Consider the following 25,915-nt stretch of genomic DNA (forward strand, 5'->3'; position numbering starts at 1 on the left):
TCCTAACTATTCCTAGAAGTCAACTGTGTTTTTAGTTTTTCTTTTAGTCTATGTATGCTGCTTGGTTATAGTATCAGTAAAATAAAATTCTTCTTGTTAAGTCAACAACATAAAAACGACCGCTCACTTAATAAGGGCGGTCATTTTTATGCATGTCTTGCCAGTGAGCTAGCACTTCAGGTAGTAAACTCACATCTTTATCTAATGACGTCACATCCATAGAAGTAGGCTCATCGCTATTTATCACTTTTTCTACCCAATCTGGCTGTACGACTAACGCTTGTTCAATCGTAATTAAAGCCAGACCTTGCTCAAAAGCTTCTGCGACTTCCGTTGCCGTAAGTCCTCCTGTACCCACAAGAGGGACCCGGTAATTGACATGCTTAATGATCGAAGAAAGCAGTGAATGATTTTCTTCCCTTTTTGAGGTAGGTTCATGCAAAGCACTGATATGTAAATAATCAATTTCTGTATGAACAAGACGATCAATCCACTCAAATGTATCTTCCACTTTATTTCCTAAATAGCCTTTTTCTTTGGGCGCTAATGTATATCCCACAATAAATGGTTTGCCCGCATGTGCTGCTCGACGCGTCACTTCACGAATAACTTCAAGTGCAAAAGTGAAGCGGTTTTCTGCGCTTCCTCCATAAGAATCACTTCGTTCATTGGCTTGCCTTGACGTAAACTGCTGCAGTAAACATTCATTTCCTCCGTCAATTTCCACTCCATCAAACCCTGCTTCCATAGCTCTTGTGGTAGCTTCGCCAAACGCTTGAACAATATAAGTTATATCGCGCTCGGTCATTTGAACAGGCTTTTTTCCTTTACGTTTGTGAGGCTTTTCACTAGGGCTAATTGCTTGCCACTTACTTTCCATTTCTACGCACTTTCTTCCCCCGTGCGATAGTTGAAGAATCGCTTTAGCTCCTCTTCTATGAATCATTTGGGTTAGTTGATGAAGCTTTCGTATGACCTGATCACGATGAATTCCGATTTGACCATGTGCTACTTGGCCATTTTCTGTGATAAACGCGGGGCCTATAATTATCGTACTGACGCCCCCTACTCGTTTTTCGTAAAAAGTCAGATCGATATCGGATATTTCCCCGTTTTCTCGTGAAGCGTATGTGAGTATAGGTCCCATTGCTAATCGGTTTTTCATCTCAAGAGCATCAACAAATTTAAAATGTTTAAATAACTTTTCATAGGCCGTCTTCAATTGATTCACACCTTTTTTCCCTTAGCTTGCCCATCTATAAGCGGAGTAGACATAGGCATAAAAAAAGAAATACCTTTATCGGCATTTCTTTTTACGTTGTTTTTCTTATTTTTTTGACCGGATAAAATACAAATTCGCTTTTTCCGACAATTCGTTTTTCATCAATAAGACCTAGACCGTTGCGGCTATCCATACTGTACAGACGGTTGTCACCCATTACAAATACTTCGTTTTTAGGTATTTGTACGGGTTCAAAATCTCCCGTAAGCTCCATATCCATGTTGTTGGCAATTTGACGATTCGTTTTTAAATAAGGTTCACTTACTTTTTTATCATCAATATAAAGCTGATCTTTTTTCATTTCGATTTTTTCACCTGGCAGACCGATTACTCTTTTTACATAATGCTTATTCTTAGCCTCATCTTTAATAATCACAATATCTCCGCGGCGAATATCATGGAGCGAATACGACAGTTTATTCACAAACAACCGCTCTCCGTTATGCAGCGTTGGGTTCATTGAAGCGCCTTCTACAATATACGGAGAAAATAAAAATGCGCGAATCATAAATACTAGAGCGATAGCGAAGATAATAGTTTTGAATATGCTGCGTAATTGATCGCTTTTTGTTTTTTCCGTAGTCAATATGCTTTGTCTCCTTTGTACAGCTCACTTTTCTTATGTAAAAAAGCAAGAAACCTCTTACTTTAACACTTATTCTAACTTAACCATAGAAAGAACTGAAATCAAATGTTTTATGTTATGTAAAAAAAGAACCTCTAACAAATGTTAGAGGCTTACATTACGCAAGTTTCGTCTTTACATCTCTTATTATAACATTAATTATATAAAAAGAGACTACCTTTTATGTAAAAATTATGTTTTTTACGCAAACTTAACTAAATCTTCACATTTAAAGGCGTTTCTCCATGTATAAAAAGTTGGGAGATACAATACTCTATAATCTCTCTTCGCCGCACGAGTCCAATAAAAATGTTTTGATCATCTACAACTGGCACAAAATTTTGTTCAGACGCGCGTGACAAAATACTTTCCATTTCATCGTTAATGGTGATAGCTTCGTAATCGCGATGTCTTGGAACCTCCTCAATTCGTAGGTGTTCTAACTCATGGAGTTCTATATGTTCTAGGCTTTTTAGCTTCCATAACAAGTCTCCTTCTGCCAAAGTCCCTACATATTCTCCTTTTTGATTAATAAGCGGCACAGAAGAGTAGCGATGATACTCCATTTTCTCCAATGCTTGACGGATCGTTGACTGTGTCGATAGTGTAACGACTTCTTTTTTAGGGAGTAAAAAGAACGCAATATTCACTCATATTCTCCTTTTGTTATATATGCATTTTATTTTTGTTGTTTTGCTGAATCTGAAACAATATGAATGTCGATGTTATGAGTCTGTCGCATAATTGTATTCACAATAGAGCCTTTTCGAATCTCTTCCCACCTTGTCCGTGCTGATTGCCCTAGTAAGATTTGAGTAACGCGATAATGCTTGGCTACATTCACAATCACTGCAGCTGGTTTTTGCTTTTTAGCTTCTTCAACAATTAACGATGCGTGAAAACGGTCAGCGAATGCCTGCCAGTGTTTGATTTGGGCTTCTTGCCTTTCAGTTTGCTCGCCTGTAAAAACATGCAGCAGCAGTAAATCTGCTTTCAATCGGTTCGCCATTCTCCAGCCTCGCCGAATTAATTTTTCAGCTGTTTCACTGTATTGAATGCATACTAAAATGCGTTCACAAATACCTGTTACGCCAATTTCATGCGCATGAATCAGCTTGCCATCCACTTCATCCGCTATTTCTCTGAGCGTTAATTCACGAAGTGCATGGAGATTCGCAAGCTTAAAAAACGACTGCAGGCTTTGTTCAATTTTATGGACTTCGTATATTTTCCCTTCACGAAGCCGCTTTTGCAGCTGTTCCGGCGTAACGTCGACAAGCTGAATTTCATCTGCTTGCTGAATAAATAAATCTGGCACCGTTTCACGAACTTTTACTTGGGTAACAGCATATACGAGGTCATGTACGCTTTCCATATGCTGAATGTTCATTGCTGACATAACTGAAATACCTTGGTTGAGCAGGTAAGAAACATCTTCAAAACGTTTTTTATGGCGGCTTGTCGGAACATTTGTGTGAGCAAGTTCATCGATAATTACAACTTTTGGGCGCCTTCTTACAATCGCCAGCAAATCAAGCTCTTGTAATTCTTTTCCTTTATAAAAAATGGTTTCTCTTTGGATTACTTCTAGATTTCCAATCATCTCTTTAGTCTCATCCCTGCCGTGTGTTTCTACATATCCAACTACGACATCTATGCCTTCTTTGACTAAATCGTGCGCATCTTGAAGCATTTTATACGTCTTTCCTACTCCCGGCGCGGCACCGATGTAAAGTTTAAGCTTTCCGCGCTTCTGATTATGAAGTTCACGCAATAGTTCTTCCGGAGTTTTTCTTCGAAAGTATGGATGAGCTTCTTTTTCTTTCATTGTTTGTGCCCCTTTATCACACTCGCTTCAGTACATGAAGCGAGTGCATGTAATTAGCGCTCTCGTTGAACAGCTAAATTTAGCTCTACTACATTTACTCGTTTTTCACTAAAAGCCCCTTGCTGAGTATGTTCTTTGATTAACTGTTTTAGCGTGTTGGCTTTAATATGTGTGGCTTTTGCCACACGCTCTACTTGTGCATATGCAGCTTGTGGCGTAATGTCAGGATCGAGTCCAGAAGCCGAATTTGTGACGGCATCAATTGGAATTCCTTCTTTGGGCACTTCGTTTTCTTTTTTCCACGCCGCTACGGATTTCTCGATACGATTCGTAAGGTCTTTATTTGAAGGTGCTAAATTCAACGAGCCAGACCCTGCCCCGTTATAATCAATACTAGAAACTCTGCCGTGAAAAAATGCATTGCTTGTAAACTGCTGCCCAATCAGCTTAGAACCGATAACTTGATGATTGTTTGAATAGATTAGGCTGCCGTTTGCTTTACTTGGAACAGCTGTTTGAGCAATACCTGTCATCACAACAGGATAAATAAGACCACAAAGTATCATCATCATAATCGTTAAGCGAACAATAATGCTTCCCGTTCGTTCTGTTTGTATCATCGTTTCTTCTCCTCTACATTACAAATGAAAGTATAAAGTCAATCGCTTTAATCCCAACGAATGGAACCAATACGCCACCTAACCCGTAAATGAACAAATTTTTTCGCAGCAGGGCGTTAGAACTCATCGGCTTATACGCAATTCCCTTCATGGCTAAGGGAATTAAAAGCGGGATAATGACCGCATTAAAAATAAGCGCTGACAATACAGCAGATAGTGGTGAATTCAGCTTCATTACGTTAAGAGCCTCCATTTGCGGAATCGCCAAGGTAAACATCGCTGGAATAATCGCGAAATACTTAGCAATATCGTTTGCGATGCTGAATGTAGTTAAGGCACCCCTTGTCATTAATAGCTGTTTTCCAATTGAAACGACTTCAATAATTTTAGTAGGGTCAGAATCTAAATCCACCATATTTGCTGCTTCTTTGGCAGCTGAAGTTCCGCTGTTCATTGCTAAGCCAACATCAGCTTGAGCAAGTGCAGGGGCATCATTTGTTCCGTCACCTGTCATCGCAACTAGCTTGCCTTGCTGCTGTTCGTATTTAATCACTTGAATCTTGTCTTCTGGCTTGCATTCCGCAATAAATTCATCTACTCCAGCTTCTTTTGCAATAGTTGCTGCGGTTAGCGGATTATCTCCTGTGCACATCACTGTTTTAATGCCCATTTTACGAAGTTCATCAAAGCGTTCTTTCATTCCTGGTTTTACCGTGTCTTTTAAATAAATCAAGCCATAAATTTTATTATCAGCGGCGACGGCAAGCGGCGTGCCACCAGCTCCTGCAATATCGTTTGCTTTTTCCTGCAGATCAGAGGGAACCTTCCCGCCATTTGACTCTACCCATGCCGTGACGGCGTCCACTGCTCCTTTTCGTACAGATACATTCTGTAAGTCAATGCCGCTCATTCGCGTTTCAGCTTTGAATTCTACAAACGTTCCCTGCGTTTTTCTAAGGTCTTCTACTCCCATGCGAGTTTGGATAAAATCAACAACTGAGCGTCCTTCTGGTGTTTCGTCGTAAAGAGAAGAAACAAACGCCCATTTGTACAGTTCACGTTCGTCTACGCCTTCTACAGTCGTTAACTGATGAGCCATTCGGTTTCCAAACGTAATGGTGCCGGTTTTATCTAAAATAATTGTATTGATGTCACCAGCTGCTTCTACTGCTTTTCCTGACATAGCAATCACGTTAAACTGCGTGACTCGATCCATTCCAGCAATTCCAATGGCCGATAATAATCCTCCAATCGTCGTAGGAATAAGGCAGACGAGCAGTGAAATTAAAATAGCCGTGTCGAGTTGAAAATGTAAATAGTTTGTAAAGACAGGAAGCGTCACAACAACTAGTAAAAAAATAATCGTCAAACTCGTCAAAACCGTGTTTAGCGCAATTTCATTTGGCGTTTTTTGACGCTCTGCTCCTTCAACAAGCGAAATCATTTTATCTAAAAACGATTCACCTTGCTCACACGTAATTTTAATTGTAATTTCATCGCTGACAACTCTTGTACCTCCCGTTACAGAGTTAAAATCCCCGCCTGCTTCTTTCATAACAGGTGCCGATTCCCCCGTAATGGCCGATTCATCAACGGACGCCAGTCCTTTAATAATTTCTCCATCTCCAGGAATCATTTCGCCTTGTGAAACGACGACGATATCTCCTTTTTTTAGTTGCGATGCCGAAACTTGTATCATTTGCCCATTTTGAAGTTTATTAGCCGTAATATCCCCTTTCGATTGCTTTAATGAGTTTGCCTGTGCTTTTCCTCGACCTTCTGCTAATGCTTCTGCAAAATTAGCAAAAACAATGGTAAAAAATAACACGAGAGATACGGCAACATTAAACCCTGTGCTTACTGTACTTTCTCCGAAAAGGTCCGGAACAACGGCTAAAAAAAGCGTAATTATAAACCCGATTTCTACTACGAACATGATAGGGTTTTTTATCATCGTTCTTGGGCTGAGCTTGATAAACGCCTGCTTTACTGATTGAATAAAAATCGATGAAGCTTGTTTATCTACAGAACCTTGAATATGACTGTTGCAATCCAATTCAATATTATTTGCAAAATTCCGTTTATTCATTATGATCCTCCGCTTTCTTGATTACAGTGTTAAATACTCAGCAACCGGCCCAAGCACAAGCACTGGGAAAAACGTAAGTGCTCCTACAATAACGGTAGTTCCAATTAAAATGCCGCTAAATAAAGACGTATCCGTTTTAAATGTTCCAGGTGTTTCGGGAACAAGCTGCTTAGATGCTAGTGAGCTCGATACCGCCAGCATCGTAATTAGTCCGAAGTAGCGTCCAATATACATAACAATTCCCGTTGAAATGTTCCAAAACGGCGTTGCATCACCGAGTCCTTCAAAACCGGATCCATTGTTTGCTGCTGACGACGTAAATTCATACAGTGCCTGACTTAACCCGTGAAAGCCTGGATTTGATATACCTTCCATTCCTAAATGAGTGGTAAGTGCTACAGCTGTTCCTCCTAAAATTAGCAGCGGCTGCAGAATAAGCGTCACGGCGATTAGCTTCATTTCTTTTCCTTCAATTTTTTTACCTACGTATTCTGGTGTTCTTCCAACCATTAAACCTGATAAAAATACGGCAATGATGACGTACATCATAACATTCATAAATCCTGCTCCGACACCGCCAAATACGGTATTTAACATCATATTTCCAAGCGTTAATAACCCGGTAAGAGGCGTCAGGGTATCGTGCATGGTGTTGACTGCACCTGTTTCACTTGCTGTCGTCACGATGGCGTAAAGCGTCGACATGCCGACACCAAAACGGACTTCTTTCCCTTCCATATAACCGCTCGCTTCATTTAGATGAAAAGCACCAAGTCTTGGATTGCCTCCCCACTCTGTTACAAACGCTGTGCTTAAAATAACGATAAACAGCATACTCATCGCTACAAACAAGATGCGGCCTTGTTTACGCTGTCCGATCATTTTTCCGTATGTGAAAGGAAGTGCTGTTGGCAATAAAAGCATAAGGACGATTTGTAATACATTGCTCAACGCGTTAGGATTTTCAAATGGATGAGCTGAATTGACACCAAAAAATCCCCCTCCGTTGTTTCCTAGCTCTTTAATTGAAAGAAAAGAAGCAACTGGTCCCCTTGCTATTTGCTGTGTTGCTCCTTCTATTGTATGGGCAGTCACCGTTCCGCTTAACGTTTGAGGGACACCTAAAAACATAAATAAAATGCCTGTTATAAAAGCGATAGGAAGTAAAATACGCGTAATTGACTTTACAAAATCAACAAAAAAGTTTCCCATTTCTTTCCCTGCCAGCCCGCGAATAAAAGCGATTGCTACTGCAAGTGCCGTTGCTGGTGCAGCAAACATCATAAATACAATGGCGGCCATCTGCGAGAAATAGGACAAACCTGATTCGCCGCTGTAGTGCTGCAAGTTCGTATTTGTCATAAAACTAATGGCCGTGTTAAAAGCAAGTGCCGGATCCATTCCTTTGATGTGGCTTGGGTTAAGCAGCAGTACCCCTTGAAACCGGAAGATAAGGTACACCACAAAAATCATAAACGTATTCGCCAAAACAAGAGCAAATGCATATTGCTTCCACGTCTGATTAAGCCCTTTAATTCCTGCTGCTTTAAACATCAACGTTTCTATCTTTCCTATCAAGCTAGTGTTTTTATCGTTTGAAAACACATTCGCTATATAAATACCTACGGGCTTTGCAATAAGCGCTACAAAAACAAGCAGCAGCGCAACTGATAGTAGAAAAATCCCCACTTTTTATTCCTCCGCTTATTAAAATTGTTCTGGATTTAACAGTACATACACTAAATAAATTAAAACGAGAACTGAAATACCTAACAAAATGAACGACACGTTCACTTCTCCTCTCTTTCATCTACTACATGAGACGACCAGCAAATAATTCCGTACATAGCAGCTGTTAATATGACAAGCGTTCCAAGCATGATCATATCCAAGTTGCTCCCTCCTAACTGTTTCCTAACAAAAATGATAGCTTCTAAGTTTAGTGACGGTTTCTTTTCATAAAGCATCACGTCCAAAAAAGCTAACCGTGAGACGTGATGCTGATTTTTCCCACTAAAAAACCGCAGAAGAGAGTTCTCTTCCGCGGTTTAATGCACGACAAATAAGCCGTGATTGACACGAATTTTTTACTCCCAAAACGCTTACGGAGTTAGCTGTCGGATTCGGGTTATGGAAGTAACCCTACTCAGTTAAGAGATTCACCCCTAGTACATACGTACAAAATATTGGGTCCCCCGCTCATAATTGATTAAGCGTATCTTTGTTATTTAATTTTTAGACTTAATAATAGTTTTTACTGCTGCGTTTAAAACTTTGATTAGCTAACGTAGACAAATAGCGGTTTGCTAGATCAAAAGATTGCTGATCGCACATGGCCCGATATTCAATCATTTGAATCATTTGCTTAGATAAATGCATCCTGACGCTCCTTTCACCTATATTTTGAAAGGAGCGTACTATCCGCTGTTATAGAAAACGACCACGATTACACCATCCTCTCTCTTAACGCTTACGAAGTTAGCTGACGGGTTCGGGTCAAGAAAGTAACCCTACTCAATTAAGAGATTCACCCCTGATAATTGGGTCCTCCGCTCTTTCCTTCTCTTTCAGAAAAGACTCAGCGTTTCACAGTGGAACGTTTCATGAGAGTAATCTTACTCCTGTTAAAATTTACTGTCAACAACATTTTTTGAAATTTTAAAAGCTTTATTTTTCTATATTTATTCATTATTTTAAAATAATAATTTCAGAAGAAAAAAGCGTTCTTATCGAGGAGATAAGAACGCTTTTTTTAGCTCATTTTCTCAATTTCATTTACAAGAATTGAAATGGCATCCGTTTTTGTTGCTTCACGCATTGTACGCTTCATCGTACTTGCCTGCTGCTGAAGCTCATTTACTTCACGCAAAAACAGTTCTTTTGTTAACTGCTCTTCTTCTACAACCATACAGTAGCCTTTTTTCTTAAAGGATTGTGCATTTAAAATTTGATCTCCGCGACTCTGTGCTTTTGATAAAGGAATAATCATCATCGGTTTATGAAGAGCTAAAAACTCAAAAATGGCATTGGATCCGCCGCGTGTAATCACATAATCAGTTGCCGCTAGAACATCTGGAAGCTGTTCGTTTACGTATTCTAACTGACGGTAGCCCGACTCTTTTTCAAGGCTTGTATCAATATTGCCTTTTCCGCAAAGGTGTACAATTTGGAATTTCTTTTGCAGTTCAGGCAAAGACTCTCGAACGATTTCATTAATACGGCGTGCTCCTAAACTTCCGCCCATAATTGTTAAAATGGGGCGCTTATCATAAAAGCGTAGCCAGCTTTCCCCGTTCGCTGCGCTTCCGCTAAATAGCTCTTTTCGAATAGGTGAACCAACAACCTGCACTTTTTCTTTTGGAAAGTAGTTTGCGGCTTCATCAAAAGAAGTAAAAATTTTAGTGGCAAATTTCTGCGCAATTTTATTTGCCAGTCCCGGTGTTAAATCACTTTCATGAATGAACACGGGAATGTTTAAAGATTTAGCAGCCATTACCACAGGAACTGTGACGAAACCGCCTTTTGAAAAAACAAGAGAAGGCTTTAACTTTTTCAGCACGCGACGTGCATCGCCAACCCCTTTTGCTACTCGAAATACATCTTTTACATTTTCCATATCTACGTATCGACGCAGCTTCCCGCTTGAAATCGCATGATATGGAACGTTTAATTTTGTAATTAATTCTTTCTCAATACCATTGTGAGAACCGACATAATGGATATCCCATTTTTCACTGTCTAATTCTTTCATGATGGCAATGTTTGGTGTTACGTGTCCAGCTGTTCCGCCTCCGGTAAAAACGATAACTTGCTTACTCATTTTTTCTTCCTCTCTTTACTTCACTTAATCGATCTGTTTTGACATCAATTTTTATCTGATCTTTTTAGCATGCAATCTGACATGTAAAACGATGGTTTTATTATAGCATTTTTCTTTTTACATATGTATGATAAGGCGTATAAAAGCATGCTATACTTTTCATAAGGAGTGATGATAATGAACAAATCTGTACCTGCAGTAAAAGGTGACACAGTGGATTCCGAAACGCGCTGTACGCACTATCATACGGATAAAGATATTATTGCAATAAAATTTTATTGCTGTCATACATATTATCCATGCTATCAATGTCATAACGCACATGCGGATCACGACATTAAAAGATGGCCAACATTTATGTTTAATGAAAAAGCTATTCTTTGCGGAGTATGTAAACATGAGCTCTCAATTAATGAATACTTAACCTGTAACTCGACTTGCCCTCACTGTCGTTCTTCTTTTAATCCCGGATGCAGCCTGCATGGACACATTTATTTTGAACAAAAAAGCTGAACAAAACATCGTTCAGCTTTTAAAATAATTGCTCATCTATATTTATAATGGAAGGAAGCAGACCTGGGAACAGTTCCTCAAGTTCTTCTAAACGCAAGGAATAATAGTGCTGCGTACCTTCTATACGTAGTTTGATAATTCCAGCTTCGCGAAGTACTTTAATATGATGTGATAGCGTTGATTTTGATACATTTAATTTTTGATAATACGAACAGGTCTGCTCCTTTCTTGTCGCTAAACACTGTACAATTCGCAGCCGGTTAGGATCACTCAATGCATGTAAAATAGGCGTTAATTTAATTTCAGATTTCGGTGGTTGATAAGGTTTTCTCATGCTTAAAATATAACACAGCTTCTTTTGTGTATCAATGTTCGATAACTTTCGAACTAAATTCCTTGCACTGTTATTTAATCGGTGTTATAGTTTCATTGTTCGATGATATTCGAACTTATCTTCATTTTAATCGTAAATTGAATGAAAGATTAAAAACAAAACAAATAATATAAAGCACCATCATTATTAAAGGAGGAATCACCCATGATTCATTTACAAGCTTCAATGAAAGTTAACCCAGCAAAAAGAGAAGAATTTTTAGAAAACGTACAAGAACTAATTAAGCATTCTTTACAAGAAGAAGGAAACAGCAACTATCAACTATTTGAAGATGCTTTTACACCTAACACATTTATGATGATTGAAGAGTGGAAAAGCGAAGAAGCAATTCAAGCACACAATAAATCAGCTCATTTCCAAAGTTTTGTAGCATTTGCTCAAACTGGCGTACTTGTAGCACCTTTAGATGTAAAAACATTACAAGGCTAAAAATAACTTCTTTGAAAGGATGACGCATCATGAATGAAGCAATTCGTACAATTCAAAATCATCGTTCTATCCGTCAATATACAGACGAAGCAGTAAGCGACGAGCATTTAGATACAATTATTCAATCTGCTCAGTCAGCCGCTTCTTCTATTAACGGACAGCAAGTAACTATTATTAGCGTCCAAGATAAAGAAAAGAAGAAAAAGCTTTCAGAGCTTGCAGGCAACCAAGCGTGGATTGACCAAGCTCCTCTATTTTTAATCTTTTGTGCAGATTTTAATCGTGCTAAGATTGCAGCTGAGCTTAACGATGCGCCTCTTGGCGTAACCGATGGACTTGAGTCAATTTTAGTGGGGGCAACCGATGCTGGAATTTCTTTAGAAGCAGCAACAGTTGCAGCAGAGTCACTCGGTTTAGGTACAGTACCAATCGGCGGAATTCGCAGAAAGCCACTAGAAGTCATTGAACTCCTAGATTTACCGGAATACGTATTCCCAGTAAGCGGTCTTGTCATTGGACATCCGGCAGATCATTCTGCGAAAAAGCCTCGATTGCCACAAGCTGCTGTGCACCATCGTGAAAGCTATAATCATGACTTAAAGTCATTGATTCAAGACTATGATGCTGAAATGGCAGAGTATATGAAAAAGAGAACAAACGGTGCAGATGACCGCAACTGGTCACAAACTGTATCCGCTATTTACAAAACCATTTATTATCCAGAAGTTCGAGCGATGCTTGAAAAACAAGGATTTAAATTCGAATGATCAAAAGCTGCGATGTTCATCGCAGCTTTTTTTATCTACTTTAACAGCGTCTTGAATAGACTAAAAGTAATACTCGATAAATGAGGTGTTTGGATGGAGTTTATTTTAATTTGTAATTTTCTTTTAGGTGCAACGGCAGCGTTTTTATTGGTGCCGGCTTTTACAAAAAAGAACACCCTTCACGTGACTTTGCTGTCTCTCCTTTTCCTCCTTTCAATTGTTCCAACCTTTCTTCTCGCTAATCCACATATCGGCGTTTTACCTTGGGCTATTCGAGACGGTCTTCTATTGTTTTCCGCTTTCCTTTTCTTTTATCTAACCTTCACTTTAAGCAGATGGAAAACACTTTTGTTTTTTCTTCTCCTTTTACTGTCAATTGCTCCTCTTGCCTACGTCGTATATGATGACTTCACGCATACGTATATAGATGCCAATATCGGACTTGGCCTAGGCTTTTTATTGACGTGGCTCTTAACAACCTTGTACAATATTTTGGCTATTCTTCGATTTTTCCGTCAGAAATCTCAGTAAACACGTTAAAAGTTAACAAACAAACGAATAGTTGATTTTATTTAGTATACGCTAACAACTGCACAGTCCTTCTCTTTACATAAAGCTGTGTATACTAAAAAAGGAGTGATACTTGATGAAACGACTATTCGTAATGGTAGCAGTGATTGCTTTCTTGGCACTTAGCCGCATGTTAGTATTTGCCGCTGAAACACCTCCTGCTGCAGATGAGCGACCAGCTCAAAATGCAGAAGTTCGTATCGTTCATGCTTCACCGGATGCTCCAGCTGTAGACATTTTTGTGGATGACAAAGCTTTAGTAGAAGGAGCAAAGTTTAAAGATGTCTCCAACTCCCTGCCTTTGTCAGCTGGTTCTCATAAAGTAGAAGTATACGAAGCGAAGACAAAAGGAACAAAAGATTCCATCATCGAAGCTACCCTTGTTGTAGACGGTGGAAAATCGTATACAGTAGCCGCTGTAAATAAAGCCGAAAATCTTGAACTGCAGGCTTTCACGAATAATAAGCAAGGGATGGATGGAAAAGCAAGCTTACGTGTTGCTCATTTATCTCCTGATGCTCCTGCGGTAAACGTAGGTCCTAAAGGGGCTGCTCCTTTATTTAAAGATCTGTCTTTTAAAAGCATTTCAGGTTATCAAGTAGTAAATCCGGGTTCGTATGATTTATCTGTTTCCACAGCAGACGGAAAAGAAATACTAAGTCTTCCTGGAACAAATCTTCAAAGCGGTAAAAACTATACGGTTCTCGCAGTAAATACTGCTGATAAGCTTGAGACCATTGTTTTACAAGATAATTAATTAAAAAAACGTCATTTCAATTGAAATGACGTTTTTTTATAGACTGCGCTGAATGAATTCTTCTTTTTTGTACTCATAGGTAGAAATATCGTTCCACAATCGTTTTGAAAGCTCGTATTTCATACCTTCATATTTTTTTCTAGCACGTTCGCTCGAGCGTAACTGCTCCCTGAAATTAATTCGTTCATTCCAGTAAGGTGATTCACTGACCGTTACGTACACATGACTTCTTCTAGCATCATGTGGAATGAGCTTACGGGCATTTTTAGCTGTCATAATTGGAGGGTAGTGTGCAGCTGGAACGCCTTCTTTTAATAAGACGAACATCTCCTTTTCCGCTACGTATACGTGAGATTTATTTTTTAATATAGCGCGCACTTCATTTATGTCTTCTTCGCGTTTGACGCCGATTAAAATATCAACGATTGGTGAACCTGCCAATCCTGGAACGGACGTGCTTCCAATATGTTCGATGTCTACTGAAAAATCTTTTAGTGTATTAAGTAACGCTTCTTTTTCCATTTGATACAAAAGCGACCACTTTGTTTCATACTGAACAATCTTTCGCATATCAGTTTCCACCCTTTCACTTTTTTATACTGTACCATGTTTCAAAATAAAAAGAAAGAATTTTCTAACTATTTACTTTTGGTTTATGCTATGAGCTTTTCCATCGATATAGACAGGCTTTATATTATTTTATATATTTTTGTTATTTTTATTCTGAATGTTTCATAATTGTGGATGTTTCCTCCTCCAAAAGATAGATACTCTTTTATTTGCTATCTCTCCTCTATCATATTCACATTCAGCTGCTTTATACTATTTTACATTTTTTCTAGTATAAAACATGTCCTCAAAACATCGGTGAACAAAGGGCTAAAGACCTTTATATGCCCTTGACATCCCTACATTTCACCTTTGATATAATTATATTTTACATTAATGTAAAATTTTATCGTTAAGGATGGCAGATAGTTCAAATTCATTATACAATTGAAATTCGACATATAGTATGATGGATAATATCGGCATTATGAGATAATAGTAGATTTAACTCAAAATTTTGGGCTATTTGCCGATATATGCTTTGTATACTAATTAACTTATGTTGAAATTTGTAATTTGCAAGGAGGAAAAAATGAATAAAAAACATGTCATGTACACAGCCGTTTCTTCTGTTCTTTTAAGCTCTTCATTGCTTTTGCATTCGATTGACGCAGATGCAGCTGAATCGGCCAAAGTAACTGCTACATCGTTAAATGTACGTGCAACGCCTAGTACAAGCGGCGCTATCGTTGGAAAAGTAACGAAGGGAAACACCGTTAATATAGTAGATGAAAGCAAGGGATGGGCTAAAATTACGTATAACGGTAAAGAAGCTTGGATTTCATCTCAATACATAAACAAAACACAAACAAACAGTACGTCTACGGCAAATTCGACATCCAAGTCAGCCGTTGTTAACGCCAGTTCATTAAATGTTCGCTCTTCTGCGAGCACAAGCGCGTCTATCGTGACGAACTTATCCCGAGGTTCCAAAGTAACGGTGGTAAAAGAAAGCGGATCTTGGTCACAGATTAAAACGGCAGCGGGTCAAACAGGCTGGGTAGCGAGTCAGTACCTACAAGCAGGCTCCGGTTCTTCTACACCAACTAGTAACTCGAGTTCTACGACATCCAAGTCAGCTGTTGTTAACGCTAGCTCATTAAATGTTCGCTCTTCTGCGAGCACAAGCGCATCGGTCGTGACGAACTTACCGCGCAATTCAAAAGTAACGGTGGTAAAAGAAAGCGGATCCTGGTCACAGATTAAAACAGCATCAGGTCAAACGGGCTGGGTAGCGAGTCAGTACCTACAAGCAGGCTCCGGTTCTTCTACACCGACTAGTAACTCGGGTTCTACAACATCCAAGTCAGCTGTTGTTAACGCTAGCTCATTAAACGTTCGCTCTTCTGCAAGCACAAGCGCGTCTATCGTGACGAACTTATCCCGGGGTTCCAAAGTAACGGTGGTAAAAGAGAGCGGATCCTGGTCACAGATTAAAACAGCATCAGGTCAAACAGGCTGGGTAGCAAGTCAGTATTTACAAGCTGATTCCGGACAGTCTTCACAAACAGCCCAGTCGATTCAAATTACAAAAGCTTCAAATTTACGCAGTCAGCCGAGCTTAAGCGCGGGCATTATCCGTGTAGCAAAAGCGGGCGAACGATTCAAAAAAGTAGGCGAAACGAATGACTGGGTGCAAATTCAGTACTCTGCAAGTCAAACAGCATGGGTGTCAAAAGGGTTAACAGCTGCAGCTGGTTCTACAACTTCAGCTAGTTTGCCTTCCCCATCTGCTGCTTTAAAAGATAAAATTATTGTAGTAGACGCTGGACACGGCGGATATGACCCTGGCACTTCAGGCAAGTCATCGATTGAGAAAAACCTAGCGTTAACAACAGCAAAACTTGTGGCAAGCCGCTTAGCTAATGCCGGAGCAAATGTATTTATGACGCGTTCAAACGATACTTTTATTTCACTGAGCGGACGCGTGGATGTTAGTGAAGCAAAGCATGCAGATGCATTTATCAGCGTTCACTATAACGCTTCTACTTCATCTTCTGCAAACGGCATTGCGTCATTTTATTACAGTGAATCCAAAGATAAAGAATTAGCAAAATATATTCAAGAAAGCATGGCTGAAAATGCGCCTTCTATGAAGGATATGGGGGTTCGTTTTGGAGATTATTATGTTACTCGAGAAAACAACCAGCGTGCTGTACTTCTTGAATTAGGCTTTTTATCAAATGCTCACGATGAGCAAATTGTTTCTTCTAATGCGTATCAGCAGCAAATATCTACAGGTATTTATCAAGGAATTGCTCGATACTTTGCAGCTAATAAATAATAAAAGCCCTCATTATGAGGGCTTTTATACTACCAGCTTGCTTTTTTAACACCTGGGATTTGTCCTTTGTAGGCCAATTCCCTAAAAGCAATGCGTGACATTTCAAATTTTCTAAGATAGCCTCGAGGGCGACCGGTAACGCGGCAGCGATTATTTAAGCGCGTTGGTGAAGAATCTCTAGGCAATTTTTTTAACGCTTCGTAATCTCCTTTTTCCTTCAACTCTTGGCGCAATTGCGCATATTTCGCTACTATCTCTTGGCGCTTTTGTTCTTTTACAACTTTTGATTTTTTAGCCAAACTCTTTGTCATCCTTTCGCTTTATCAATTTTTTATTTGAAATACGTAATCATTACGATTTAATTATTTTGAGCAAGTTACTTTTTAAATTTAATCATATTTTCTTTATTCTTTCAACTTATTTACTCCTGCGCTTACATGTAGCCTTCCCTTACCCCCGGATTGCTGTATAAACATAAATAAAATTGTATGTCAAATGTAATTAATTCCTTCATCTCCTATATCATACAAAGAGCCCTACATATTCCATTTTGTAGGAGGATTTGTATTTACAGATAATATTTCAATAATATTACAGTTCATTTACATATTAATAACTTCGACAAATTTAGCGGTTATCTAGTATATAATCATCTTAGAAATTCCAAAAATAATATTTTGTGTACTCAATAAAATATAAAAGTAAAGGTGATTAAAAAATGAAATCGACTGGTATTGTAAGAAAAGTAGATGATTTAGGTCGTATCGTAATTCCTAAAGAGTTAAGACGTGTTCTTGAAATAGATGTAAAAGATCCTGTTGAAATTTTTGTCGAAACAGATCGAATTATTTTAAAGAAATATGAGCCGAACGGTGCTTGTGCGATTACTGGCGAAGTATCTTCTGACAATGTAACAATCGCAGATGGCAAATTAACTTTAAGCCGCGAAGGTATGGAGTTATTACTTGAAGAGTTAAAACAACGTAATTTCTAATAAAAAGAAAAGCAGCTGCTCACGTGCAGCTGTTTTTCTTTTTATTAAAGTTTTTTCTTCGCTTTCTGATTTTCAGATGCTATACTCAGAAGCGAATACATAATAAAGGAGCCTTTCATCATGACAGTTGAACAAATGACTCATCACTTTTTAGCACATCGAAACGTAACTAATGAATTAATCAACAAAATTGAAGCAGGTCACTACGAATACAAGCCTGCCCCGACATCTATGTCCGCTTTTGACTTATCTACGCATATTTTAACATCCTTTTATGCATTTGCATCAGTGGTAAAATCCGGTGATTTATCTCCGCTTGGTCAAAAAGCTGATTTTAGCGGTAAGACATTATCGGACCTTGCAGCTGAATATACGGAAAAAACAGTAGCCGTATTACGCTCACTTAGCGAAGCTGACTTAAACAAGACCATTGACGCAACTGCAGCGTTTGGAAGAAAGCTTCCCGGAAGACAGCTTTTACAAATGGCCATTGATCATGAAATTCATCATAAAGGAAATTTATACGTCTACGTACGTGAGATGGGTCATACAGACCTTCCTCTATTTGTTCAGTTCGGTTAATGGTTATAAAATAGTTCGGCTTGTAAGCGCCCAAGCTAGAAGTTTGGTGCGCTTTTTCTTTGGAGTTTTCGGCATAATAAGTAAGATATATGGTATAATTCTATCAATAACTTCATATCTACTATTCAAAGCTTGTTTCTTCTTATAAAACGATCGTCATCATCTTTTACAAAGGAGGAATCACTTCATGAGTCAAACTGTTAATCAACAAAAAATTGCTCAAGTGTATCATCTTCCGTTTGTTTCTTCATTTGGAGGAAGTGCTATGAACCTTCTTTCTCCTCAAGCTGGCGAACATATTTTAGATATTGGCTGTGGCACTGGCGAATTTATTTCGCAGCTCAATAAGCTTCATGTCCGTGCAACGGGCATCGATTGCTCTGAAAATATGATTGAACAGGCTCGTCATCAGTACCCGACTCTATCCTTTGAACAGTTAAACGCCCTTAACCTTCCTTATTACGAACAATTTGACGCAGTTTTTTCCAATGCAACTTTACACGACATCCGTCCCCCTCACCTTGTCATTAAAAATATTTACAATGCTTTAAAACCAAATGGCCGATTTGTAGCAGAATTTTGGGGAAAAGGAAACATGGACGAAATTTTCACAGAAATCATTCGTCAATTTAAAACGTTTGATATCCCTTATAACGATGTAGATTTCCCATGGTACTTCCCTTCTGTAGCTGAATATTCTTCTCTTTTGGAATCACAGAATTTTCAAGTCACCACGGCCATACACTACAGCCGGCCCCTCTTGTTAAAAGGGGAAAGCGGCTTGCGTAATTGGCTCGAAACAAATGCAGCCCCTCTTTTTGCTCACGTGACGACAGAAACTAAAAATGTCCTCATTACGCGCTTAGAAAATCGAATGCAAGACAAACTATTTCAAAACGGATCTTGGCTAGCAGAAGCTAAACATATACGTGTACATGCTGTAAAACGAGATTAAAAAATGGACGTGATTCTATTCACGTCCATTTTCGTTAAAGTGCAGCCAATATCCTTTTCCTCGAATCACTTCGATTTCTAAATATGTTCCTATTTTTTTGCGAACCCGGTAAATCAGCGCATTCAGCTCTTCCGCTGCTACCAGAATTTCTCCATTTGACTCTACTCGTTCAGGCCAAACGCTTTTTTTTAATGCTTCTTTTGAAACAAATTGATTGTTATATTCTAGAAGGTAAGCTAAGCACGCGTATTCTTTATCTGACAGAATATACGTTTCCTCTTTTACTTTTACTTTCTGCAAAATTGGATCTAATGTGTAAAATGGCTTATTTATTTGTTTTAGCAAAGGTCCTAAATCGAGGGTTGCATCCATATCATCATTTCTAAATACTAAAGCTGCCTCCTCATTTGCTAAGGTAATGACATCCTGCTCTTTCAAGAAACGAGGGGTTCCAGGCTGTAACTCTTCTCCGTTTACTTTTGTCCCGTGTTTACTAAACAAGTCTGTAATGAAAAATGCATTGCTTTCGTACGTTACTTCAAAATGCTTGCGTGAAATGTAAGCACTTTGAAAGGCCAGATAAGGCTCCCATTCTTCACTGCTTCGTCCGATAATACAAGCTTTATCTTTTGGAATAGGCACGGAAGCTCCTTCATAAAAAGGAGCACCGTTCCGAATAATCAACATACCGTTCATTGTTTGCTCACACTCTTTTTTAAAATTTTCTGACTCTTATCATGTAATTATAACACTCACATTTATTGAGATTTCTTCCAACTTTGGATAACATCATAGTATAGTCAGTTATATGATAAAGGTTGTTGCCATGTAAGTAAACCTTTAGAGCAGTCCTTTTCTAACTGAAAAAATACGTATTCTTTGCCCTGCTGTAACGTGGATACAATTTTTTTGTAAAATAATTTGTTTTTTAGTAACTTTGACATATGTTCTCTCTTTTTAAAGCGGAGTAAAATAGGAAAATACGTGAAATATTTACATAATGGAGGAAGACCAATGGGACGTTTGCCAAAAGATAGAGAAATTCAAGCGATTAAACGACGCGTTGCACTGGTATTGTTAATTATTGGATCATTTATTTTAACAGGTGCTAGCTTTAGCGTTTATTGGTTTATGATGTTAAAAATATAAGATTTTTTTATAAAATAAAGAAAAAAGACATGGTTTTGTTCCCATGTCTTTTTTAGGTTTATTTTTTTCTAAGTTTATTCTTTCTCAGACACTCCCGCAGATTGAAACGTAGCCATATTAGCAATCATCAGCGAAGCCGAGTGCAGCAGCGGAAATGTAACAGCAGCTCCACTTCCTTCACCTAACCGAAGATTGAGGTTGAGAAGCGGTTTCTTGCCAAGAAGCTTCATTGCACACGCATGACCTTGTTCAACAGATTCGTGACTAGCAAACATATAGTCTCTTGCTTGTGTATTGATTTCTGTCGCTAGAAGAGCTGCAACTGTACAAATAAAACCATCTACTAAAATAGGAATACGGTGAGCAGCTGCCGCCAGCATAGCACCTGTCATCCCTGCAATTTCAAGCCCCCCTATTTTACTAATAATATCAATCGGATCCTGAGGGTTGATGTGCCTGTTTTGCAGCGCTTCTTCAATTACCTTCACTTTGTGGCGCAGTTGTTCGTCAGAAATCCCTGTGCCCATTCCTGCAAGCTTAGAGACTTTTTCTCCTGTCAATACAGCTAAAATAGCCGTGCTTGACGTAGTGTTTCCGATGCCCATTTCTCCCACAATCAAACATTTAATTCCTTGGGCAATAAGCTCTTCAGCTTCTTCATATCCGACTTGAACAGCCAATTCTGCCTCACTGCGCGTCATCGCGTCTTCTTTATAAAAACTTGCTGTGCCCAGCTTCACTTTGCGTTGTACAAGATCCTTATGGGAAAGGTCAGAAGCAATGCCGATGTCAATCAGTTTGAACTGGGCATCTATTTGCCCACTAAACACGTTAATAGCTGCTCCTCCCTGCAAAAAATTTAGCGCCATTTGTGCCGTTACGTCTTGAGGGTAAGCTGAAACTCCTTCTTTTACAATTCCATGATCGCCTGCAAAAACGAGGACTCCTGGCGGCGTGACTGTCGGAAAAGCTTCCCCGGTCATGGCCGCTAATTCAACTGCTATTTCTTCGAGCCTTCCAAGGCTTCCTATCGGTTTGGTTAATGTATCAATATAGCGTGCCGCTTTTTCGCCAGCGCTTGTTTGAAGCGGTGGAATATAAACGTTTATCATATGTACAGCTCCTTTATTTCAGCAAATGTCTACCGTTTAATTTAACAGGATTTTGTTTATTCTGGCTAGTCTTTTTTAAAGTAGATAATTGGATAGAGTTCCCAAGACTTAGTTATACTAGTAAGAGTTGCGTATAGGCAGTATGTTGAAAGGAAAGATTTTATGACAACGAAACAGCACAAAAAGGAAAAGGCAGGTCGGCTCATTTATCGCTACATTATGATGTTAATTGGAGCTTCCTTGGCTGCCGTTTCTATCGAATTATTTTTAGTCCCAAATTCCGTAATTGACGGCGGTATTATCGGTATTTCTCTAATTTTAGTTTACTTAACGAAATTGCCGTTCAGTCTACTTATCATCATCTTTAATCTCCCTTTTTTATATAGTGGATACAAACAAATTGGTCGTAGCTTCTGCTTTTCATCTATGTTTGCAGTTGTTGCTTTATCCATTGTAGAATCTCAATTGCACCATGTTCCAGCTGTAACATCTGAACCGCTTCTTGCTACCGTATTTGGCGGGCTCCTTTTAGGAGCAGGTGTAGGAACGGTCATTCGTCACGGTGGAGCGTTAGATGGAACTGAGATTTTAGGTATTTTATTAACAAAAAAAATCCCGTTTTCTGTGGGTGAATTTGTGATGTTTTTAAATATCTTCATTTTCGCTTGGGCAGGGTTCGTGCTAGGTTGGGAACAGGCCATGTACTCAATCCTTACGTACTATATTGCGTCTAAGACAATCGATGCGATCATTCAAGGGCTTGATGAAACAAAAGCAGCTTTTATTGTGTCAAATCACTATGAAGAGCTATCAGACGCTATTACGCATCGTCTAGGCCGCGGCGTGACGAAACTGTATGGTAAAGGCGGATTTGAAGGTACAGAAAAAGAAGTCATATACGTAGTTGTGACGCGTTTAGAAATTACCAAGCTTAAAACCATTATTTCTGAAATTGATCCACAGGCATTTACAACCATTATGGATACCCAAGAAGCGCAGGGCGGCAAATTCAAATCAGCCATTCACTAACTATACATAAGCGTGAATTTCTCTGAGCATGCTAATAGCTGACTACCCGTAAAGGAGATCACCACAATGAAAGAACAAATGTCCAACTTATTTAACCAATTAAAACAGTCGGTTTCGGATGTATCTGATAAGTTATATGACAAAGTACATACGCTGCAATCTTCACCAGGAGTGAGTGTTTTTGAACTGTATGAATGGATTAAAGAAAATCCAAGCGCAAGCGTACAAAAGCAAACGCTGCTCGGGATTTCGTACTCTTTCTATGCACTCCACGAAGACGGCGTTTTTTTCTATATGGAAACGAAATATGATTATTTACTTTACATGACTATTTATAGTCCAACACGTCATTATTTCACCTATCATTCTTACCGAGATTCTTTATCAACAGTGACTCCCTTGACGTTTCCTATTACTAAATAATAAAAAGCTCCTCAATCGAGGAGCTTTTTTTATATGGTTATCTTCCTTTTCGGACTTTAAAGATAAACAGCGCAAGTAAAAAACCGCTCGTCGCAGTTACTATTTTCCACGCGTTTAAGATTGGATTTTTTTTCAAGGTCCTGCTCCTTCCTTGCGGCTATACTAAAAATAGGATGGCCGCCTTTCAAACAGCTAGTCCAACTTCCCCCTACTATTCATACCATCATCTAACATATAGCCCACCGACATTTTCATCAATTTCACTTTTCATACTATAACATATTTTTGCCATTTAGTAGAAGTCTTAAAAGTAAAAGCTGTACTTCTCTTAAAAAAAACGGTATTGAACCCCTGCATTTTCTTTACCGTTCATTTTTTGATAAAGGTTTTGAGCAACTTTATTTTCACTGCTGCACTCAGCGGTCATTCCTGCAAACTCATACTTTTGAGAATAGGCAAGGCAAATCTTAAACAAACGTTCACCAATTTTATTTCCTCTGTTTAAAGGAGATACGTACAAATCTTTTAAGACGCCTGTTTCTTTAAAATAATGGGTGCTCCACGATACGTACACTGTCGCAAAACCTACTAGTTTCCCTTCCAATTCAGCAACAAACTGGATACCGTAGGAAGGATTATTCAATAGACGCTTAATATGTAAAGTTAAAGCTTTCCGGGAAGGGTCAGGCTGCTCGCAGAATTTCACTATATATTCTTGCATTAACGTAGCCAGTCGCTCTCGATCAGTTTCAACCGCCTGTCGAATGACAACCATTTAATCACTCCTTTTAGCTCAACGCTCTTAACATAATTCGATAGCTATACTTTTTTTCCTTTCGTTTTCGTGAAAAGCTCCCTACTTTTACACAAGGGGATATTTAAAGCAAACAACCTTATACGGCTTATGGTTGAGGAGAGAAAATACGCTGTTTTAAAAAAAGGTTGCAAACAGCAACCTTTTTTAGTTAGCAAGCGCATAATTTCGTAAGAATAAACCTACGCAGCCGCTGATTACAATCAGTCCTCCTGCCGTTAGAAACGCCGCCGTCACATTTAGCGAAGCAACAGCGCCAAGCAGCAGCACCGAAAGTCCAAACGTCACATATGAAACGCTCAGCGTAGCGGAAAGCACCTTAGGAAGCTTTTCTAAAGGAACGGCCGTTTGTGTAAGCGTGTAAGAACACGTAGCGCTTATTTGAAGGGCAATGCCAATAGTAAAACTAAGTAAAAGGGAAAGAAACGGCACAGATATCACTCCGAACAATAATGTAAAGAAACCTGAAAAAAGACTGCCTAGTATTACGATATGATAAAGACTTCTCTCTTGCTCAACTGAAATCTTCAGCAAAACGAAACCACCAAGAACCGTTCCAACAAAAAAACTGCTGTTAATATATCCCCACCAAGCTTCATTTTTATTTAATATTTCTTTCACAAACACGTAGACAATAGCTGATGCCCAAACGCCGGCAGCCATCCCTTCTAAAACCTCCATGACTAATAAAACCCGCAGGCGCGGATAATGCCAAATTAGCTTCCATCCCTCTTTTAACCCTTGTTTTTGCTTCGTTTTAGAAGAATGAACGTTCATGCGAATGGCCTGCATGAATACGAGTGACAAACTAAATAACGAAAATGACAGCCATAAAAGGCCGGTAGCATCCCAGCTAATAATCAGAAAGCTTCCAAGCGGATAGGCTGCAATTTGAATCGTTTGATCCGTGACATTAAACATACTGTTCCATTTTAACAGCTTCTCTTTATCTACTAAATGAGGAAGCATAGAGCTTTGAACCGGAGCTGCCCACCCATCGAAAAAAGCAATAAGCGCCACGCAGCACAGCATGCTGATAAGCGACATATGCCACAAGAAAAACATAGACAAAACACTGGTTTTTAACAGCTGAGACACCACAAGAATACGCTTAGCTCTGTAGCGATCTATAAGAAAAGGCACCGTAAAACTGCTCAAAAACTTAGCAGCCGTAATGGTAAACGGAATGCATGAAAGCAGCACAGGAGAACTATTTTGAGCGTAAAGAATGCTTATTAACGCAACAATATATAATACATCTGCTAAATTAGCTTGGCTTTGACCAAACCATAAAAAAAGTACGGAACGATTTTTCACGACAATCCCTCTTTCTTTTTAGTATGACTGAAAAGAAAGAGAATCCTACACGTAATCAACCCCTTTATATAACGGCTTGCTTTTATCGACTTATTACAATCGTATGCTTTTTACAGAACACAACTTTTATATATATTAAAAAATACAAACAGTTAAACAGTATGGTAAAAAATCAAGAAATTGTCGTGAAAACGAAGTTAGATTAACTATAGAATATCAGAGTTATAGAATCAATACTTTTTACATAATTTTCTTTTTTCTTCTTCTTTACTTCTAAATAACCTAAGCTTGTCATATACATAGATGGACGAGTACTCCCATTAAAATTTAACGTATAGGGTGAGGAATATTTTTTCGAGAGTGGTTTCGATTTGCTGTGGCAGCTTATTAATTGGCCTAGGGCTAAACGGATTTATTGCTCCGTATCACTTACTAGACGGTGGACTTATAGGATTTGGGCTTATCGTATATTATGTGTTTGGAACTCCTATCGGAATGTCCATTTTCTTTTTGAACGTACCTGTCTATTTATATGCTTTTTTTCGTCATCGCCAAAACTTTTTTTATGGAAGTATAGGTTTGTTTGTTTCTTTTTTTATGACAGAATGGCTGTCTATTCTCGAAGGCACGCTGGAGCTTCCTTTGCTCTTTAGCTCATTGCTTGGAGGCACACTCGTAGGAATGGGAATAGGACTGATGCTTCGCTACGGCATCAGTTCGGACGGTCTGGATTTAATCGCTATTATTGTATCAAAAAAATGGAAAATTAATATAGGAATAACCATTTTTATCTTAGACAGTACGATTATGATAGTGGGCTTACATATTATCGGATTTACAGCTTTTTGCTACTCCATGCTTGTTATTACGATGAGCAGCATAATGATTATGCTCTTCACTTCTCCGCGATGGCTGTCTTCATAAAAAAAACGCTTGAAGTTTCAGCGTTTTTT

General features: G+C 38.8%; 30 protein-coding genes and 2 riboswitches. Of the genes, 13 read left to right on the forward strand and 17 right to left on the reverse strand.

The annotated features are described in order from the left end of the window. Positions 1-127 precede the first annotated feature (127 nt). The 10 genes from ACMX9J_RS06185 to ACMX9J_RS06230 form a co-directional block, all read right to left on the reverse strand. The gene (locus ACMX9J_RS06185; protein WP_416225541.1) at positions 128-1,231 is read right to left on the reverse strand and encodes an NADH-dependent flavin oxidoreductase; all 1,104 of its coding nucleotides are present in this window, start codon (positions 1,229-1,231) and stop codon (positions 128-130) included. Between the two features lie 82 nt (positions 1,232-1,313). Next, the gene (gene lepB / locus ACMX9J_RS06190) at positions 1,314-1,868 is read right to left on the reverse strand and encodes a signal peptidase I (protein WP_028412768.1); all 555 of its coding nucleotides are present in this window, start codon (positions 1,866-1,868) and stop codon (positions 1,314-1,316) included. A 254-nt stretch (positions 1,869-2,122) separates the two neighbouring features. After that, complete coding sequence (locus ACMX9J_RS06195) at positions 2,123-2,557, reverse strand: CBS domain-containing protein (protein WP_033580611.1); 435 nt, start codon at positions 2,555-2,557, stop codon at positions 2,123-2,125. 29 nt (positions 2,558-2,586) lie between these two features. After that, a complete protein-coding gene (gene kdpDN, locus ACMX9J_RS06200; RefSeq protein ID WP_034270151.1) occupies positions 2,587-3,735 on the reverse strand; it encodes a KdpD-like non-kinase potassium sensor in 1,149 nt (382 codons plus the stop codon). A gap of 53 nt (positions 3,736-3,788) precedes the next feature. Then, positions 3,789-4,355 (reverse strand): potassium-transporting ATPase subunit KdpC, encoded by a 567-nt coding sequence (gene kdpC, locus ACMX9J_RS06205; RefSeq protein WP_034270154.1) that lies wholly within the window; start codon positions 4,353-4,355, stop codon positions 3,789-3,791. Between the two features lie 13 nt (positions 4,356-4,368). Beyond that, complete coding sequence (gene kdpB, locus ACMX9J_RS06210) at positions 4,369-6,444, reverse strand: potassium-transporting ATPase subunit KdpB (RefSeq protein WP_416225542.1); 2,076 nt, start codon at positions 6,442-6,444, stop codon at positions 4,369-4,371. Between the two features lie 21 nt (positions 6,445-6,465). Continuing rightward, positions 6,466-8,127 (reverse strand): potassium-transporting ATPase subunit KdpA, encoded by a 1,662-nt coding sequence (gene kdpA, locus ACMX9J_RS06215; protein WP_416225691.1) that lies wholly within the window; start codon positions 8,125-8,127, stop codon positions 6,466-6,468. 24 nt (positions 8,128-8,151) lie between these two features. Further along, the gene (gene kdpF, locus ACMX9J_RS06220; RefSeq protein WP_080754503.1) at positions 8,152-8,238 is read right to left on the reverse strand and encodes a K(+)-transporting ATPase subunit F; all 87 of its coding nucleotides are present in this window, start codon (positions 8,236-8,238) and stop codon (positions 8,152-8,154) included. A gap of 291 nt (positions 8,239-8,529) precedes the next feature. Continuing rightward, positions 8,530-8,670: riboswitch (cyclic di-AMP (ydaO/yuaA leader) on the reverse strand. Between the two features lie 15 nt (positions 8,671-8,685). Beyond that, positions 8,686-8,823: a hypothetical protein gene (locus ACMX9J_RS06225; protein ID WP_155278280.1), complete on the reverse strand. Its 138-nt coding sequence runs from the start codon at positions 8,821-8,823 to the stop codon at positions 8,686-8,688. A gap of 72 nt (positions 8,824-8,895) precedes the next feature. Continuing rightward, a riboswitch (cyclic di-AMP (ydaO/yuaA leader) is annotated at positions 8,896-9,038 on the reverse strand. Positions 9,039-9,196: 158 nt separating this feature from the next. After that, on the reverse strand, positions 9,197-10,264 hold the full coding sequence (locus ACMX9J_RS06230) for an undecaprenyldiphospho-muramoylpentapeptide beta-N-acetylglucosaminyltransferase (protein ID WP_029714620.1): 1,068 nt from the start codon (positions 10,262-10,264) through the stop codon (positions 9,197-9,199). A 177-nt stretch (positions 10,265-10,441) separates the two neighbouring features. On the opposite strand from ACMX9J_RS06230, the gene ACMX9J_RS06235 reads away from it, so the two are divergent. Next, entirely contained in the window at positions 10,442-10,777 is a 336-nt protein-coding gene (locus ACMX9J_RS06235; RefSeq protein WP_176343832.1) for a CHY zinc finger protein, read from the forward strand. A 19-nt stretch (positions 10,778-10,796) separates the two neighbouring features. Here the strand turns inward: ACMX9J_RS06235 and ACMX9J_RS06240 are convergent, their stop codons facing one another. Further along, a complete protein-coding gene (locus ACMX9J_RS06240; RefSeq protein ID WP_013083811.1) occupies positions 10,797-11,111 on the reverse strand; it encodes an ArsR/SmtB family transcription factor in 315 nt (104 codons plus the stop codon). A gap of 204 nt (positions 11,112-11,315) precedes the next feature. On the opposite strand from ACMX9J_RS06240, the gene ACMX9J_RS06245 reads away from it, so the two are divergent. The 4 genes from ACMX9J_RS06245 to ACMX9J_RS06260 all read left to right on the forward strand — a co-directional run bounded on the left by ACMX9J_RS06245 (position 11,316) and on the right by ACMX9J_RS06260 (position 13,694). Continuing rightward, entirely contained in the window at positions 11,316-11,600 is a 285-nt protein-coding gene (locus tag ACMX9J_RS06245) for a putative quinol monooxygenase (RefSeq protein WP_013057729.1), read from the forward strand. Between the two features lie 29 nt (positions 11,601-11,629). Further along, a complete protein-coding gene (gene nfsA / locus ACMX9J_RS06250) occupies positions 11,630-12,367 on the forward strand; it encodes an oxygen-insensitive NADPH nitroreductase (RefSeq protein ID WP_416225543.1) in 738 nt (245 codons plus the stop codon). Between the two features lie 93 nt (positions 12,368-12,460). Further along, the gene (locus ACMX9J_RS06255; RefSeq protein ID WP_033580605.1) at positions 12,461-12,898 is read left to right on the forward strand and encodes a hypothetical protein; all 438 of its coding nucleotides are present in this window, start codon (positions 12,461-12,463) and stop codon (positions 12,896-12,898) included. 115 nt (positions 12,899-13,013) lie between these two features. Further along, entirely contained in the window at positions 13,014-13,694 is a 681-nt protein-coding gene (locus ACMX9J_RS06260) for a DUF4397 domain-containing protein (protein ID WP_033580604.1), read from the forward strand. A 36-nt stretch (positions 13,695-13,730) separates the two neighbouring features. On the opposite strand, the gene ACMX9J_RS06265 is transcribed toward ACMX9J_RS06260, so the two are convergent. Next, positions 13,731-14,264 carry a GrpB family protein gene (locus ACMX9J_RS06265; protein WP_028412757.1) on the reverse strand — a complete coding sequence of 178 codons (534 nt, stop codon included), beginning with the start codon at positions 14,262-14,264 and terminating at the stop codon, positions 13,731-13,733. Positions 14,265-14,835: 571 nt separating this feature from the next. Here ACMX9J_RS06265 and ACMX9J_RS06270 point away from each other — a divergent pair. Continuing rightward, on the forward strand, positions 14,836-16,587 hold the full coding sequence (locus tag ACMX9J_RS06270) for an SH3 domain-containing protein (RefSeq protein ID WP_176343830.1): 1,752 nt from the start codon (positions 14,836-14,838) through the stop codon (positions 16,585-16,587). 29 nt (positions 16,588-16,616) lie between these two features. Here ACMX9J_RS06270 and rpsN read toward each other — a convergent pair whose 3' ends face one another. Then, on the reverse strand, positions 16,617-16,886 hold the full coding sequence (gene rpsN / locus ACMX9J_RS06275) for a 30S ribosomal protein S14 (protein WP_028414364.1): 270 nt from the start codon (positions 16,884-16,886) through the stop codon (positions 16,617-16,619). Between the two features lie 419 nt (positions 16,887-17,305). Here rpsN and ACMX9J_RS06280 point away from each other — a divergent pair, with 419 nt between their 5' ends. From ACMX9J_RS06280 to ACMX9J_RS06290, 3 genes are all read left to right on the forward strand, one after another. Further along, positions 17,306-17,581 (forward strand): AbrB/MazE/SpoVT family DNA-binding domain-containing protein, encoded by a 276-nt coding sequence (locus ACMX9J_RS06280; protein WP_013057736.1) that lies wholly within the window; start codon positions 17,306-17,308, stop codon positions 17,579-17,581. A gap of 120 nt (positions 17,582-17,701) precedes the next feature. After that, on the forward strand, positions 17,702-18,163 hold the full coding sequence (locus ACMX9J_RS06285) for a DinB family protein (protein WP_034270191.1): 462 nt from the start codon (positions 17,702-17,704) through the stop codon (positions 18,161-18,163). 187 nt (positions 18,164-18,350) lie between these two features. After that, positions 18,351-19,118: a class I SAM-dependent methyltransferase gene (locus ACMX9J_RS06290; RefSeq protein ID WP_176343829.1), complete on the forward strand. Its 768-nt coding sequence runs from the start codon at positions 18,351-18,353 to the stop codon at positions 19,116-19,118. Positions 19,119-19,133: 15 nt separating this feature from the next. On the opposite strand, the gene ACMX9J_RS06295 is transcribed toward ACMX9J_RS06290, so the two are convergent. Next, positions 19,134-19,814: an FHA domain-containing protein gene (locus ACMX9J_RS06295; RefSeq protein WP_033580601.1), complete on the reverse strand. Its 681-nt coding sequence runs from the start codon at positions 19,812-19,814 to the stop codon at positions 19,134-19,136. 288 nt (positions 19,815-20,102) lie between these two features. On the opposite strand from ACMX9J_RS06295, the gene ACMX9J_RS06300 reads away from it, so the two are divergent. Next, complete coding sequence (locus ACMX9J_RS06300) at positions 20,103-20,267, forward strand: hypothetical protein (RefSeq protein WP_155017376.1); 165 nt, start codon at positions 20,103-20,105, stop codon at positions 20,265-20,267. Positions 20,268-20,341: 74 nt separating this feature from the next. Here the strand turns inward: ACMX9J_RS06300 and cobT are convergent, their stop codons facing one another. Then, positions 20,342-21,379, reverse strand: coding sequence for a nicotinate-nucleotide--dimethylbenzimidazole phosphoribosyltransferase (gene cobT / locus ACMX9J_RS06305; RefSeq protein ID WP_033580600.1), 1,038 nt, complete (start codon positions 21,377-21,379; stop codon positions 20,342-20,344). Positions 21,380-21,541: 162 nt separating this feature from the next. On the opposite strand from cobT, the gene ACMX9J_RS06310 reads away from it, so the two are divergent. Both ACMX9J_RS06310 and ACMX9J_RS06315 read left to right on the forward strand, forming a co-directional pair. Next, positions 21,542-22,408 (forward strand): YitT family protein, encoded by an 867-nt coding sequence (locus ACMX9J_RS06310; protein WP_033580599.1) that lies wholly within the window; start codon positions 21,542-21,544, stop codon positions 22,406-22,408. 66 nt (positions 22,409-22,474) lie between these two features. After that, positions 22,475-22,831 (forward strand): hypothetical protein, encoded by a 357-nt coding sequence (locus ACMX9J_RS06315; RefSeq protein ID WP_033580598.1) that lies wholly within the window; start codon positions 22,475-22,477, stop codon positions 22,829-22,831. A gap of 328 nt (positions 22,832-23,159) precedes the next feature. Here ACMX9J_RS06315 and ACMX9J_RS06320 read toward each other — a convergent pair whose 3' ends face one another. Then, complete coding sequence (locus ACMX9J_RS06320; RefSeq protein ID WP_033580597.1) at positions 23,160-23,606, reverse strand: GNAT family N-acetyltransferase; 447 nt, start codon at positions 23,604-23,606, stop codon at positions 23,160-23,162. 186 nt (positions 23,607-23,792) lie between these two features. Then, positions 23,793-24,962: an MFS transporter gene (locus ACMX9J_RS06325; protein WP_033580596.1), complete on the reverse strand. Its 1,170-nt coding sequence runs from the start codon at positions 24,960-24,962 to the stop codon at positions 23,793-23,795. A 360-nt stretch (positions 24,963-25,322) separates the two neighbouring features. Here ACMX9J_RS06325 and ACMX9J_RS06330 point away from each other — a divergent pair, with 360 nt between their 5' ends. After that, on the forward strand, positions 25,323-25,886 hold the full coding sequence (locus tag ACMX9J_RS06330; RefSeq protein WP_033580595.1) for a YitT family protein: 564 nt from the start codon (positions 25,323-25,325) through the stop codon (positions 25,884-25,886). Positions 25,887-25,915 lie beyond the last annotated feature (29 nt).

It is taken from the genome of Priestia sp. RMT2NF4 (assembly GCF_047872835.1).
GTDB classification, from domain to species: domain Bacteria; phylum Bacillota; class Bacilli; order Bacillales; family Bacillaceae_H; genus Priestia; species Priestia zanthoxyli.